This is a genomic window from Pararhizobium sp. DWP1-1-3 (genome assembly GCF_049896125.1).
Lineage (GTDB): Bacteria > Pseudomonadota > Alphaproteobacteria > Rhizobiales > Rhizobiaceae > Pararhizobium.
The window spans coordinates 114,875-128,493 of sequence record NZ_JAFCTR010000016.1; the positions used below are offsets into that span (position 1 = coordinate 114,875).

A 13,619-nucleotide genomic window follows, 5' to 3' on the forward strand; every position below is an offset into this window, starting at 1 on the left:
CATACTCGGGAGGTCCGGCACGGCAAGGCTGCCGTGCCGGATTTTTGACTTGTATTAGAGCAGGTTGCCGTCGGTGAAGGCCTTGCGGTCAGCTTCGCGCTCGGCATCCGGAGCCGGAACGAGACCATAGGCAGCCAGCGGGCTGTCCGGGCCGACCATCTGGTCGTCGAGGAAGAATTCAACATATTCCTTCAGGCCCGGGATAACGCCGAGGTGAGCCTTCTTGACGTAGAAGAACAGTGGGCGCGAAACCGGATATTCGCCCGAAGCAATCGTCTCCGTCGACGGAACGATGCCGCTGACGGTCGCAACCTTCAGCTTGTCAGCGTTGTTTTCATAGAAGGACAGGCCGAAAACGCCGATGCCGTTCTTGTTGGAAGCGATACGGGCCAGGGTTTCGGTGTAGTCGCCGTCGATGTCGATCGCCAGACCGTCCTTACGAACGGCGATGCACTTCTTGGCGGCTTCCTTTTCGTCGGCAACGAGGCCCTTGATGGCAACGTCAGCACCGGTGTCCTTGCAGCCGTGGGCCAGCATCTTCTCGTCGAAGACTTCGCGCGTGCCGTGCTTTTCGCCCGGAATGTAAGCGGCGATTTCAACGTCCGGCAGGTCCTTGTTGACTTCCGACCACTTCTTGTAAGGGTTGGCAACGAGCTTGCCGTCGATGACCAGTTCGGCAGCCAGAGCGAGGTAGATGTCCTTCGGCTCGAGCTTCAGGTCAGCATTGCTGCTGTCCGTTGCGAAAACGATGCCATCATAGCCGATCTTGACTTCCTGGACTTCGGTAACGCCGGCTGCCTTGCAGGTTTCCAGCTCGCTGTCCTTGATCTTGCGCGATGCGTTGGCGATATCGATCGTGTCCGGGCCAACGCCCTTGCAGAATTCCTTCAGGCCGGCACCGGTGCCGCCGGATTCAACGACCGGGGTCTTGAAGTCGGGGAAGGTTTCGCCGAACGTTTCGGCAACAATCTTTGCGTAAGGCAGAACGGTCGAGGAGCCGGCGACCTGGATCTGGTCGCGAGCAATGGCAACGCCTGCAAAAGCGGCGGATGCAACCAGAGCTGCAACAGTAAGTTTCAAGGACTTCATCAGAATACTCCCATAATGGGCTTGTGTGGGTGCGCTTTTCACCAGCGCTCGCTTTCGCCGTGTCGATCGGCCGCCCTAGTTAGCGCCCGATGCCCACACCTTTTATGTCAACTTGACGAAACATTTGTGACAGGTCAACAGGCTGAAATAATTCACTATTTTAAAAAAATGACATTTCAGGTGAAAAGTTTGTGTCAAAACCTCACGGTAAACACCGTACCCTTGCCGACTTCGGACTGAACAAGCAGTCTGGCGCGATGCCGGGTGAGGATATGCTTGACGATGGCAAGCCCGAGGCCCGTGCCTTTTTTCGACCGGCTGGCCTCGACATTAACCCGGTAGAATCGTTCGGTGATACGCGGAACATGCTCTGCGGGAATCCCCGGCCCGTGATCGCGCACGGAAACTTCCGCCGGCATGCCACCGCCGCCGGACAGCGTGACCTCGACCTTTTTACCCTCCTGGCCATATTTGCAGGCGTTTTCGATCAAGTTCTCGAAAACCTCCGTCAACTCGTCGCGGTCACCCTGCACGATGACCGGTTCATCCGGCACGATCAGCGAAATCTCGACGCCGACATCCTCGGCGAGCGGCGCCAGCGCATCCCGGACATGGCCAAGCAGCGGCGCCAGATTGATCGCCTCATCCGGCGCGATATGGGATTTGAGCTCCAGCCGCGACAAAGACAGGAGATCATCGACCAGCCGGCTCATCCGGGTCGCCTGCTCGTGCATGATGCCAAGAAACTTTTCGTGCGCCTTCTGGTCGTTGCGGGCAGGCCCTTGCAAGGTCTCGATAAAACCCCGCAAGGAGGCCAGCGGCGTTCTCAGCTCATGGCTTGCATTGGCGACGAAATCGGAGCGCATCCGGTCTATGCGGCGCGCCTGCGAAATGTCGCGGTAGGACAGAACGTATAGCCGTTCGTCGGCGCGTTGACCGATCTCCGCCGGGGCGACCCGGACGATATAGACCGCCTCGGACGGGAACCGTTCCGAATGCTCGATCTGGTTGACCTTGCCAGTGATGATGGTCTCACGGACCATATCGAGAATGCCCGGCGAACGGACGCGAGCCGACAGGTCCGAGTTTGGCGGGATGGTGCCAAAGGCCTTTTCCGCCGCCTGATTCTGCAACAGGACCGTCTCATCGGGCGCCACCACCAAAATCGGGGTGTCGAGCGCGTTGAAGACCGTCGCGAGCATATCGAGATCAGTGTCTTCCACCACCGAGGGCACAACCTCCGGGACCGGCGGCTTCGGATCAGCGGACCGATTGAACAGGACGATCATCCAGACAAGCCAGAACAGCAGCACAGCTGCGGTATGAATGCCCGAGAAAACAAGACCTCCGGCAGCGGCGACGGACAGGCCGATGACCCATATCTCCGACTTGGCTGTCCCCTTCAATCGTTCCCAGACTTTTGTTGTATCTTCCAAAATGGTCTCACGTGCACGGTGCAATTGACCGGTGATAGCGGAGGTTCATGACATGATTTTCACGGCATGCTTGAAATCGCAATGCAATTGTGGCCTCCTCCCGTGAAATCGGCGGCCGGCCGTACAATCCATTCAGCAAGGATAGGTCATGACGGATATTCAGGAAAACAAGCCGGTCGAGTTGGTGGTCAACGGTAAGGAGCGGGTTTTCGACATCGACAATCCGAAGCTACCCGGCTGGATCGACAACAATGCGCTGGCTTCCGGTGACTTTCCCTACGACAAGAAATTCGACGGCGACGAATATGACGATCTGCTGGAGAAACTGCAGATCGAGCTGGTCAAGGTTCAGTTCTGGCTGCAGGCAACCGGCAAACGCGTTCTTGCGCTGTTTGAGGGACGCGATGCCGCCGGCAAGGGCGGTTCCATCTATGCCATCCGATCCTATATAAATCCCCGTTCCGCCCGTGTCGTCGCGCTGCCCAAACCGACGGAAACCGAGCAGGGACAGTGGTATTACCAACGGTACATTTCACATTTCCCGGCGGCCGGCGAATTCGTGATGTTCGATCGCTCCTGGTACAATCGCGGCGGCGTTGAACCCGTCATGGGCTTCTGCACGCCGGAACAGCACAAGAAGTTCCTGAGCCATACGCCACGGCTGGAGAAACTGATCACCGGCGACGATATTTTCTTTTTCAAATTCTGGCTGGATATCGGCCGGGAGATGCAATTGAAACGGTTCCACGACCGGCGGCACGATCCGTTGAAGGTTTGGAAGCTTTCGCCGATGGATATTGCCGCCTTGACGAAATGGGACGACTACACCGAGGCACGCGACAGCATGCTGCGGGAAACCCATACCGACTATGCGCCTTGGACAGTGGTTCGCGCCAACGACAAGAAGCGCGCGCACCTGAACCTGATCCGTTACCTTCTGAATTCGCTCGACTATGACGGCAAGGACAAGAGCGCGATCGGCAAGATTGACGACAAAATCCTCGGCTTCGGCCACGGCTTCGTGAAATAGCCGTGGCGTTCCATCACTCGATGGACGCGCTTATTGGCCGGGAAGAATCCGAACCGCATAGACGCTGAGGCTGTTGCCGGTACCGGTGACATCGCTGTTGATCAGGATGCGTCCCGGCGAACTCGGCGCAAGGCTGCGATCGAACGTCACCTTGAACAGCATGTCGTTCTTTTCCTCATTCACCGTGAACCGGTGGCGGCCGCAATCGCCGAGCGAGGAGAAATCGCATTCGACCGAAAACTGCGTCTGCTTGCCGGTATCGGCCTGGACGCTGAGGGCGACGGTCGATGTCTTGCCGGAAATCTGCTCAAGCACCGAAGCCGGAATCTCGATCGATACGTTGCCGTCCGCGTCGGCCGTCGCCGAGGTGATGCGAAGGCGTTGCCCACGCTCGTCGCCGACGGGATCCGCTGCGGCGCGGCTGTCCGCCTTGACATTGCTCGTATCGGCAGGCGTGAAGACGTCAACCCAATCGCCGGAAAATCCCGCTTGCGGCCCCAGCGTCTTCAGGCCGGCTGCCCCGTCGAAATCTTCCGATTGTACCGTCGAGGGCGGATTGGCGACGCTGGTATCGCGCTCGGCCGCCGTTTTCAAAAGCCCGCTGGTTTCAACCCACCAGGCGCCCATCACGGCAGCAGCAACCAGCGTCGTGATGACCATGACGAAGGAGAGAAAGCTGCCACGCTTGCGCCGCCGGGGTTTTGCCGCCGCTTCGCCCTTGGCAGCCCGACCGCGCTTGCCGGCGACCGGTTCGGCCGATGCTGGCTCGGCAACACGCGGCCCATCGCGGCGCTCCGGACGCAAGCCGGAAAGCCCGCCGTCGGCGACGGGGCTATCCGCCGGTTGCGCATTTCGTTCGGACGGCATGGAGATGTCGTGATCAAGCTCCGCCGATGGCACCGGGATATTGGCGGTCTCGGCGCGGACCGGCGGCGGCACCGATGCAGCAGCTTTCAGACTGGCACGCTCCTCCAGCTCGATGGCGTGGATAACACCTTCAAGCCGGTGGCGCTGCTGGGCGATCACGTCGGGATCGTGCACATCCTGCTTTTTGAGGCCGGCCTCGAGCGCGTTGCGCGCCGATTGGTAGATGCGCGCGCGCGTTTCGGAATTCGCCCTCTCGGAGCGTTCCAACGCCTGTCTGATAGCAGTTTCCAGTCCGCTCACTCTTCGTCCTTCTTGGTGCAGGCATCAGTGACCTTGCAAGGCCTAAGGCGCATCGAGACCCACGGCGGCCGGATGACTGTCGCCTAAAAACCTTACACGACCGGCCTTGGGCCTTACAAACAATCCATCCTCAACGGCAGACTTTCCTTGCAAACCCGGCACGCTTTTGAATGTGTTAACAATTGGGTAACGGTTGACGCTGCGATCTGCAAGCCTTGCGCGTCAAACGGCCCGTCAGCACCGGGGAAAACCCGGTGGTTTTGGCAGAACCATGGGTATCAACGCCGACAAATCAGCCTTTGCAAAACGCCAAGCCGCTGCTAAAGTTCTTACGTTTACGGAAACGTCAAAATAAAAACCGGGAGTGAACCTTGTCCCTGCCAGCCATTCTCAACGGCACAACGCGCCTGCCCGTCATCGCCGCGCCGCTCTTCATCATATCGCATCCGGCCCTGACGCTTGCCCAGTGCAAGGCCGGGGTCGTCGGCTCGTTCCCCGCGCTGAACGCGCGGCCGGAAGCCCAGCTGGATGAATGGCTGGCCGAGATCACCGAGGACCTCGCCGCCTACAATTCCCGCAATCCCGGCAAACCGGCAGCCCCCTTCGCGGTCAACCAAATCGTCCACAAGTCCAACAAGCGGCTCGAACACGACCTGATGCTCTGCGTCAAATACAAGGTGCCGATCGTCATTTCCTCGCTTGGCGCCGTGCCCGAGGTCAATGCGGCGATCCATTCCTATGGCGGCATCGTGCTGCATGACGTCATCAACAACCGCCACGCCAATTCGGCCATCCGCAAGGGTGCCGACGGATTGATCGCGGTTGCGACCGGCGCCGGTGGCCATGCAGGCACACTCTCGCCCTTCGCGCTCATTCAGGAAATCCGCACCTGGTTCGACGGGCCGCTTATGCTGTCCGGCGCGATATCAACCGGCGGCGCGGTTCTGGCGGCGCAGGCCATGGGTGCCGACATGGCCTATATCGGCTCGCCCTTCATCGCCACCACCGAGGCGCGCGCCAGCGATGCCTACAAACAGATGATCGTCGACAGCGCGGCCGCCGACATCGTCTATTCCAATTCCTTCACCGGCATTCACGGCAACTACCTCAAGCCCTCGATTGTCGCCGCCGGCCTCGACCCGGATCACCTGCCGCAAGCCGATCCGTCCAAGATGGATTTCGAGACGGCCACCACCGGCGCCAAGGCCTGGAAAGATATCTGGGGCTGCGGTCAGGGCATCGGCGCCGTCACGGAGATCGTCTCCACTGCCAGCCTCGTCGATCGGCTGGCCTTGGAATATTCAGCGGCGAGACAAAGGCTGGCGCTGTAAAAGGCGCCATTCCCCTTGCCGCAAGCTTTTTTCCCGTTCTCAAAACTGATGACTTGAAATCCCAGCCGTTTGCGGGTATCAGCCCCTCACACATCGTTTCGCAACCTTGCGGAACGCATGCTGGCCGCTTTAGCTCAGGTGGTAGAGCACATCATTCGTAATGATGGGGTCAGAGGTTCGAGTCCTCTAAGCGGCACCATAATCCTCCACAAAGCATCGCCAATACAAAGCCTTGCGAATCCCCGTGGGATTTCAAGCGCTCATTCTACCTTTCAAGTTGTGACAAACGCGTTCCGCTCAGTTGGGCAGCTGGTAATAGGGGTCTTCCCTGTAGGTCGCGCCGACGTAGCAATTTGTCCCGAAGCATCGAGGACTTCTGCGGTCTCCCGTTTGAACATAGGTATATTGCGGCCTATCCCGATAGCTCAGCCCTTGCCTAACGTAATAATAGCGCCGCTCTATGACCACCCGCTCGCGATAGGCGGTGGGCACACGCGCATTAGAATAGAGGTATCCGCCTTCATCGACGCAACTCGACAGGATCACGCTGGACACGCCGAGGGCACTGAGAATCATAACTAACTTGTGGCTCATGCTTCCTCCAGAATGGAGAGATGGCGTGCTGTTGAAACAAGGCAAGTCGTTCTGTCCGGCTATTTTTTCAGATTTCCGGCTGATCTGCAAATCCAATGACCGCGCGCAGACACTGAGCGTGAAAAATACGCAACAGGACTGTTCAAATCCTTAATCGAAGGTTAATGCGGGGAGTAGCACCCACCGGGATGTTCAAGCCCGGCGCAAGCGACGCAGCCTATCCTGCCCTCACCTCCGGCATGATGCCGGGTAGCAGAGGACAATGACATGTCGAACATCATCGAGTATTCAGCCGAACCCAGCGACGCAGCCATCGCCATGTTTCTGCAGGACGAGAACGGCGACAAGCTGACCGATATTCTGGTGGATGCTCTCGATGAAGCCTTCCGGATTCTAAGCGACGAACTGGTTTCTGGGCCGCTGAACTAGCCCCTTCTGATCCGGCCTGTCCTTTCAAAACACGACTGCCTCATGACTGTCTTACATCATATGTAAGATCCCTCTTGGTACGCATCACATTTGCTGGCCCGGCTCCTCAGGCGAACATGGTTAATTTTTTAACTATTTTTCGGCTATGAGCGGAACGGTTCGGCGGATCAGCCGTTGATGCGACAATCCGGAAGGACCTTCGATGATCTTCAATTTGCTCAAGGGCAAGCGTACCGAATCGGCAGACACCGGCACCTATGCCGACGGCGCTTTCGACCTTCCGTCGCGCGAGATCAAAGCGGAACCGCAGCGGCTTCGCGGCCATATGGCCCATCAGCGGGACTATGGCAGCGACCGGACGATCGCACCGATCCCCGCCGGATTTGCCTGAAGCTTTTCCAGCAGGGACGCTTTACGATGATGTGGCCGCTCAAGCGCGCGGCTTCAGCTTCATGTGGCGGTTGACGTCCTTATAGAGCAGGTAGCGGAATTTTCCGGGACCGCCGGCGTAGCAGGCCTGCGGGCAGAAGGCGCGTAGCCACATATAATCACCCGCCTCGACCTCGACCCAATCCTGATTGAGCCTGTAGACCGCCTTGCCTTCCAGCACATAGAGACCATGCTCCATGACATGGGTTTCGGCGAATGGGATCACCGCTCCCGGCTCGAACGTGACGATCGTCACATGCATGTCGTGGCGCAGGTCGTTGGGATCGACAAAACGCGTCGTTGCCCATTTGCCCTCGGTGCCGGCCATCGGCGACGGCGCGATATCGGCTTCGTTGAGGAAAAGAGGCGTTGGAACGTCAAGTCCCTCGACGAACTCATAGGCCTTGCGCACCCAGTGGAACCGTACGGTCTGGCCGCTGATATTGCGGACCGACCATTTGCTCGCAGGCGGAATGAAGGCATAGCCACCCGGACGCATCTGATGCGCTTCGCCATCCAGCGTCACCGTCAATTCACCCTCAACGACGAACAGCACGCCTTCGGCAGCGTCATCGAGCTCCGGCCGGTCGCTGCCGCCGCCGGGGGCGACTTCCATGATGTATTGCGAGAAGGTCTCGGCAAATCCGGAGAGCGGCCGCGACAGAACCCAGAGCCGGGTATCCTCCCAGAACGGCAGGAAACTGGTGACGATATCCATCATCACGCCCTTGGGGATGATGGCGTAGGCTTCGGTAAAGACGGCGCGGTCCGTCAACAGCTGGGTTTGCGCGGGCGCGCCGCCCTGCGGGGCGTAATAGGTGCGGTTCATCTGCTTCCCTGAACTTTCGAATGGATAAGCCAAGACGGCGGCGGGATGCCATCGGGCGTGGAAAACCATTAGCGCAACACAGCGCGCAGATCACGCGGCAATTCCCTCCGATCTCTGGATTCACTTTCACGCAGGAGGAAGAAATCGGCGCCGCGCTATAATCGGGGGCATCTGCATATCCTGACCATAGCGTCGCTCAAAGCCCTTGCCGGCCTTGTGCCGCTGGGCTCTCAGGCGGATGTCAGACGGTTTCGCCCGAACATCGTCATCGGCATGGATGAGGCTGAACCAGGCTTTCCCCGACCGGCAGCTGATCGGCAGGCGGCTGCGGATCGGCGACGCGCTGGTTGCTGTCACCGAGCCCTGCGAGGGCTGCAGCTTAGAGGCGCTGGCGCAGGGCGAACTGCCTTTCGCGAAGGACGTTCTGCACGCGATTGCCCGCCACGGCGGCGGCGGTTTTGGCGTTCTGGCCAGCGTGGTAGAGGCCCCGCCGATCCAGCATGGCGACGCCGTCAGCCTTATTTGATGATCGTGCTTGGCGGTGTCGGGGTCGTCACCTCGCGCAGCCATTCCCGCCAGATCGACACGAGCAATGCCATCAGCACCGGTCCGACGAACAAGCCGAGGAAGCCCATGGTCTTGACGCCCCCGACAAGCCCGAAGAATGTCGGCAGGAACGGCAGCTTGATGGGTCCGCCGACCAGCCTGGGCCGCAACGTCTTGTCGACGATGAACAGTTCGATGGTTCCCCAGGCAAACAAGGCCACAGCCGCGACCGGCGATCCGCTGGCGAAGAGATAGACGGATACCAGCGTGAAGCATAGCGGCGCACCGCCGGGGACAAGCGCCATGATGCCGGTGATGATGCCGAGCGTGACCGGCGACGGAACGCCTGCCATCCAATAGGCAATCCCCAGCACGATACCTTCGCCGATGGCGATGATGCCCATGCCGGTCACCGTCGAGCTGATGGTCAACGGCACGATGCGCGAAACGCGTTCCCAGCGCATCGGCAGAATACGTTCGCCAAGACGATCGAGCTGGGCGACGAGCTTTTCTCCGTCGCGGTAGACAAAGAAAAGCGTGATCAGCATAAAGAGAAGCGTCAGCATCGACTGGAACGCCGATGCGCCGACAACCAGCACGCCGCGATAGATATTGCCGATATTGGACCCGCTGACGAGTTGCACCAACTCACCGAGCGCGCCGGGGTGACCGACATACTTTGCCCACTGGACGCCGAGCCAGACGCCCAGTCCCGGAATCTGGGTGAGCCATATCGGTACCGGAGCACCGGCAGCGTTTGTCTCGATCGTCCAGACGGCCCAGTTGTGAACCTCATCGACGGCATAGACGGCAGCAAGCGAGATCGGCGCAACAATGAAGGAGATCACGGCGATAATGGCAATCGTCGCCCCGATCGTCCGGTTGCCGCCGATGGCGCCAAGGAGCCAGCGGTAGATCGGCCAGCTGGCAAAACCGATGACCAGCGCCGCCAGAACCGGCACGAGAAAGCCATGAAAGAAATAGACGCCTGCCAGAAGGACGAAGACCAACAGCCAGCGCGCAGCCGCAATAGGGCCCACAAGCGCCGAGCGTTCATAGGCCGTGCGGCCAAAAAGGCGCGGTTCCGAGGGCAGTTCGTCCCGTTCACGATTGCTCAGTTGCAAAAAGCGTTCCTCCAAGTGTCACCAAGATGACAGCAAAACTCACGGCTAGCCAGCGTGTTTCCGTCGTGTACGGCAAACTCGTCAGCGTGCGGCATAGGTAAGTATGACCGCATGGTCAACACAAGCGGATGACAAACGTTTTTTGATCGGGAAGAACGACGGTTAAACGCGGCGGCATTCCACGTCACGTTATCCTTGGCTGGCGGCCGCCCTCTTCGACCGGTCGAGGAAGACCGACGACAGGAAAATGCCGATACCGGCCACCGACATCATCGCGCCGACAAGACCGGTCGATGTCCAGCCGTAACCGGCGGCAATGGACAGGCCCCCGAGCCAGGCGCCCAGCGCATTGGCGAGATTGAAGGCGGAATGGCTGAGCGCTGCGGCCAGCGTCTGCGCCTTGCCCGCCACATCCATCAGCCGCATCTGGATACCGGGTACGACGGCAAAACCGCCGCCGATCAGAAGAACGTTGATGACCGCCATCCAGGGCGTCGTCATGGTGAAATAGAACAGCACATAGGCGACAAGGTTGAAGACCAGCGCGATGCCGATGGCCGGCATCAGCTTCCAGTCGGCAAGGCGCGAGCCGACGATATTGCCAAGGATCATGCCGGCACCAAAGACCGAAAGGAGGATTGGAACGGTTCCGAGCGATACGCCTGCAACCTCGGTGAGGGCCGGGGTGATATAGCTAAAGACCGAGAACATGCCGCCACAGCCGATGGCGCAGATGCCGAGCGTCAGCCAGACCTGGGATTTTCCAAGCGCGCCAAGCTCCGTCAGCGGCGATGCCGACGGGTTGCGCCGATCCTTCGGCACATAGAACCAGGTCAGGACGATCGTCAGTACGCTGATGGCGCCGACGATGGCAAAGGCTGCGCGCCAGCCGAGTGCCTGGCCGAACCATGCCGCCAGCGGCGTGCCAACCAGGGTCGCGACCGTTAGGCCCATCATGACGCGGCCGATGGCGCGGGCCCGCTGGTGCGGGGCAGCCATGCCGGCGGCAACCAGCGCCGCAACGCCGAAATAGGCACCATGCGGCAAGCCGGCGAGAAACCGGGCGGCGACCAAAAGGCCAAAACTATCGGCGACGGCGCTGGCAAGATTGCCAAGCGCAAACAGGCTCATCAGTGCGAGCAACACATTGTGCCTTGAAAACCGCGCGGCAAGCACTGCAATGAGCGGTGCGCCGACGACGACGCCGATCGCATAGGCGCTGATGACGTGGCCGGCATAGGGAACCGAAACCGAAAGATCGCCGGCCACCTGCGGCAAAAGCCCCATGATGGCGAATTCGCCGGTACCGATACCGAAGCCGCCGACGGCCAGCGCCAATTCAGCGCTGGACATGCCGCCCCAGCGGGCGGCCGGAATGGAAGAAAGAGCGTCGTCTGACATAGGAAGACCTGCCTGGAGCCACATAGGCCCGAAGGATTTTCGTTCTGAAATGGGAAGCCGAGGCGGAAACGGGAGGAAGACCTTGGCGCTATTGCGATGCAATATACGCTTTTGCGCCTGCTCGCAAAGAGATTGATGCGCAGGGATGCCACGAAATCTGGCCAGGTGCGCGCCGCTTATTGACGTTTACGTCAAGGTTATATAATCCGGAACACTCTTGATGGCGTGCAACAAAAGCCCCATCTTGATCATGCGAAAGATCTGGAGGGATTTTTCGCGTATGCGCTGGAGGCTTGCCGGAGACACTTTCGGACAGGGTTGTGCATGGAAAAGGGAGAGACGGCGCGCTTCACTTTTGGGCGCGGCGCGGACCGATGAGGGAGAGAGACGATGCCTGACACATTGATGCAGACCCCCGGCCCTCATGTGGCTAAACCCTGGCTGCAATCCTACCCCCCCGGCATGCCGGCCGATATTATTCCGTTGCCTTACGATTCGATCGGCGACCTCTTCGCGCAGTCCTGCAAGAAATATGCGGATCGCGCCGCCTTCACCTGCATGGGCAAGACGCTGACGTTCGGCGACCTCGATACGCAGAGCAGGAAAATCGGTGCCTGGCTGCAATCGACGGGCCTTGCCAAGGGTGATCGCGTCGCCGTGATGATGCCGAATATCCTGCAAAACCCGGTGATCGTCTTCGGCATCCTGCGGGCCGGCTATACGGTCGTCAACGTCAATCCGCTCTATACGCCGCGCGAGCTGGAACACCAGCTGAAGGATTCCGGCGCCAAGGCAATCTTCGTTCTGGAAAATTTCGCCCACACCGTCGAGCAAGTGGCGGCACGCACGGATCTGAAACACACCGTCGTCGCCACGATGGGCGATCTTCTCGGCCTCAAGGGCCTGATCGTCAACATCGTCGTGCGCAAGGTAAAGAAGCTGGTGCCGGCCTGGTCTCTGCCGGGACATCTGTCCTTCAAGGCGGCTCTCTCAAAGGGTGCGGGCCAAACGCTCAAGGCCGTGGATGTGAAACCCAGCGATGTCGCCTTCCTGCAATATACAGGCGGTACGACCGGTGTCTCCAAGGGCGCAACGCTAACCCATTCCAACCTTTTGTCGAACATGGCGCAAATGGGTCTATGGCTGGAAACAGCCTTCCTTCAGAAGAAACGGCCGGAACGCCTGGTGTTTCTCTGCGCCCTGCCGCTCTATCATATCTTCGCCTTGACGGTGAATTCACTGATGGGCTTAAGCACGGGCGGCGAGAATATCCTGATCCCCAACCCGCGCGACATCCCGGCCTTCGTCAAGGAGATCGCCAAGTACAAGATCAATATCTTTCCGGGCCTCAATACGCTTTTCAACGCGCTGATGAACAATGCCGAATTCCAAAGACTAGACTTTTCCGACCTGGCACTCACCTTCGGCGGCGGCATGGCAGTGCAGCGCCCAGTTGCGGAGCGGTGGGAGAAGATGACGGGATCGCCGATCAAGGAAGGATACGGCCTTTCGGAATCTTCCCCCGTCGCCACCGCAAACCGGCTCGACGGCAATGACTTCACCGGCACGATCGGCCTGCCGCTACCCTCGACCGATGTCGATATCCGCGATGAGGAGGGCAACACCCTGCCGCTCGGCGATATCGGCGAAATCTGCATCCGTGGCCCACAGGTGATGGCCGGCTATTGGCAACGGCCGGACGAAACCGCCAAGGCCATTTCCGATGACGGTTTTTTCCGCTCGGGTGATATCGGTTTCATGAATGCGGAAGGTCTGGTCAAAATCGTCGACCGCAAAAAGGATATGATCCTGGTCTCCGGTTTCAACGTCTTCCCCAACGAGATCGAAGAAGTGGCCATGACCCTTGCCGGCATTCTCGAATGCGCCGCCATCGGCGTGCCCGACGAACATTCCGGCGAGGCGGTGAAGCTGTTCGTGGTCAAGAAGGACCCGAACCTGACCGAAGCCGAGGTCAAGGCGCATTGCGCCGCTAATCTGACCAATTACAAGCGCCCGAGGTTCGTCGAGTTCCGCACCGAGCTGCCGAAGTCGAACGTCGGCAAGATCTTGCGCAAAGACCTGCGTGGGTAGATTCCCACGGCCCTGAACTCGGGTTAACGGGTATTTCGGAAATTTCACGAGTCTGATTCAAGTGTGTCGGTGATTTGGAGGCCGACATGATTGAAGATCATCGCCCGCGGCTGCGGGTTTTGC

The 13,619-nt window shown here is 59.5% G+C and carries 12 protein-coding genes and 1 tRNA gene; 7 read left to right on the forward strand and 6 right to left on the reverse strand.

Annotated elements, in window-relative coordinates; translation table 11 throughout:
• Positions 1 to 54: 54 nt before the first annotated feature.
• Positions 55 to 1,089 carry a substrate-binding domain-containing protein gene (locus tag ACP7BS_RS25040; protein WP_426229343.1) on the reverse strand — a complete coding sequence of 345 codons (1,035 nt, stop codon included), beginning with the start codon at positions 1,087 to 1,089 and terminating at the stop codon, positions 55 to 57.
• A gap of 194 nt (positions 1,090 to 1,283) precedes the next feature.
• The gene (gene phoR, locus ACP7BS_RS25045) at positions 1,284 to 2,525 is read right to left on the reverse strand and encodes a phosphate regulon sensor histidine kinase PhoR (RefSeq protein WP_426240258.1); all 1,242 of its coding nucleotides are present in this window, start codon (positions 2,523 to 2,525) and stop codon (positions 1,284 to 1,286) included.
• Between the two features lie 148 nt (positions 2,526 to 2,673).
• Here phoR and ppk2 point away from each other — a divergent pair, with 148 nt between their 5' ends.
• Positions 2,674 to 3,555: a polyphosphate kinase 2 gene (gene ppk2, locus ACP7BS_RS25050; protein ID WP_426240259.1), complete on the forward strand. Its 882-nt coding sequence runs from the start codon at positions 2,674 to 2,676 to the stop codon at positions 3,553 to 3,555.
• Between the two features lie 30 nt (positions 3,556 to 3,585).
• Here the strand turns inward: ppk2 and ACP7BS_RS25055 are convergent, their stop codons facing one another.
• The gene (locus ACP7BS_RS25055; protein WP_426240260.1) at positions 3,586 to 4,722 is read right to left on the reverse strand and encodes a biotin transporter BioY; all 1,137 of its coding nucleotides are present in this window, start codon (positions 4,720 to 4,722) and stop codon (positions 3,586 to 3,588) included.
• Positions 4,723 to 5,093: 371 nt separating this feature from the next.
• On the opposite strand from ACP7BS_RS25055, the gene ACP7BS_RS25060 reads away from it, so the two are divergent.
• The 4 genes from ACP7BS_RS25060 (at position 5,094) to ACP7BS_RS25075 (ending at position 7,467) form a co-directional block, all read left to right on the forward strand.
• Positions 5,094 to 6,053 carry an NAD(P)H-dependent flavin oxidoreductase gene (locus ACP7BS_RS25060; protein ID WP_426240261.1) on the forward strand — a complete coding sequence of 320 codons (960 nt, stop codon included), beginning with the start codon at positions 5,094 to 5,096 and terminating at the stop codon, positions 6,051 to 6,053.
• Between the two features lie 123 nt (positions 6,054 to 6,176).
• Positions 6,177 to 6,252: transfer RNA gene (locus ACP7BS_RS25065), tRNA-Thr, on the forward strand.
• A gap of 662 nt (positions 6,253 to 6,914) precedes the next feature.
• A complete protein-coding gene (locus ACP7BS_RS25070; protein WP_426229352.1) occupies positions 6,915 to 7,076 on the forward strand; it encodes a hypothetical protein in 162 nt (53 codons plus the stop codon).
• A 202-nt stretch (positions 7,077 to 7,278) separates the two neighbouring features.
• Entirely contained in the window at positions 7,279 to 7,467 is a 189-nt protein-coding gene (locus ACP7BS_RS25075) for a hypothetical protein (RefSeq protein ID WP_426240262.1), read from the forward strand.
• 39 nt (positions 7,468 to 7,506) lie between these two features.
• Here ACP7BS_RS25075 and ACP7BS_RS25080 read toward each other — a convergent pair whose 3' ends face one another.
• On the reverse strand, positions 7,507 to 8,334 hold the full coding sequence (locus ACP7BS_RS25080; protein ID WP_426240263.1) for a bifunctional allantoicase/(S)-ureidoglycine aminohydrolase: 828 nt from the start codon (positions 8,332 to 8,334) through the stop codon (positions 7,507 to 7,509).
• 238 nt (positions 8,335 to 8,572) lie between these two features.
• Here ACP7BS_RS25080 and ACP7BS_RS25085 point away from each other — a divergent pair, with 238 nt between their 5' ends.
• Positions 8,573 to 8,860: an MOSC domain-containing protein gene (locus ACP7BS_RS25085; protein WP_426240264.1), complete on the forward strand. Its 288-nt coding sequence runs from the start codon at positions 8,573 to 8,575 to the stop codon at positions 8,858 to 8,860.
• Here ACP7BS_RS25085 and ACP7BS_RS25090 read toward each other — a convergent pair.
• Together ACP7BS_RS25090 and ACP7BS_RS25095 are read right to left on the reverse strand one after the other, a co-directional pair.
• Positions 8,853 to 10,004: an AI-2E family transporter gene (locus ACP7BS_RS25090; RefSeq protein ID WP_426229355.1), complete on the reverse strand. Its 1,152-nt coding sequence runs from the start codon at positions 10,002 to 10,004 to the stop codon at positions 8,853 to 8,855. The genes ACP7BS_RS25085 and ACP7BS_RS25090 overlap by 8 nt on opposite strands.
• Before the next feature lie 189 nt (positions 10,005 to 10,193).
• Positions 10,194 to 11,405 carry an MFS transporter gene (locus ACP7BS_RS25095; protein WP_426240265.1) on the reverse strand — a complete coding sequence of 404 codons (1,212 nt, stop codon included), beginning with the start codon at positions 11,403 to 11,405 and terminating at the stop codon, positions 10,194 to 10,196.
• A 390-nt stretch (positions 11,406 to 11,795) separates the two neighbouring features.
• Between ACP7BS_RS25095 and ACP7BS_RS25100 the strand changes: the two genes are divergently transcribed.
• Positions 11,796 to 13,496, forward strand: a complete 1,701-nt coding sequence (locus ACP7BS_RS25100) for a long-chain fatty acid--CoA ligase (protein WP_426240266.1) — start codon at positions 11,796 to 11,798, stop codon at positions 13,494 to 13,496.
• The last annotated feature ends 123 nt before the right edge of the window (positions 13,497 to 13,619 follow it).

Bases quoted from the DNA above. Each gene is read 5' to 3' on its own strand.
- ACP7BS_RS25080 (WP_426240263.1), bottom strand. From the start codon at position 8,334: ATGAACCGCACCTATTACGCCCCGCAGGGCGGCGCGCCCGCGCAAACC.
- ACP7BS_RS25070 (WP_426229352.1), top strand. From the start codon at position 6,915: ATGTCGAACATCATCGAGTATTCAGCCGAACCCAGCGACGCAGCCATC.
- ppk2 (WP_426240259.1), top strand. From the start codon at position 2,674: ATGACGGATATTCAGGAAAACAAGCCGGTCGAGTTGGTGGTCAACGGT.
- ACP7BS_RS25100 (WP_426240266.1), top strand. From the start codon at position 11,796: ATGCCTGACACATTGATGCAGACCCCCGGCCCTCATGTGGCTAAACCC.
- ACP7BS_RS25075 (WP_426240262.1), top strand. From the start codon at position 7,279: ATGATCTTCAATTTGCTCAAGGGCAAGCGTACCGAATCGGCAGACACC.
- ACP7BS_RS25085 (WP_426240264.1), top strand. From the start codon at position 8,573: ATGTCAGACGGTTTCGCCCGAACATCGTCATCGGCATGGATGAGGCTG.
- ACP7BS_RS25095 (WP_426240265.1), bottom strand. From the start codon at position 11,405: ATGTCAGACGACGCTCTTTCTTCCATTCCGGCCGCCCGCTGGGGCGGC.
- ACP7BS_RS25040 (WP_426229343.1), bottom strand. From the start codon at position 1,089: ATGAAGTCCTTGAAACTTACTGTTGCAGCTCTGGTTGCATCCGCCGCT.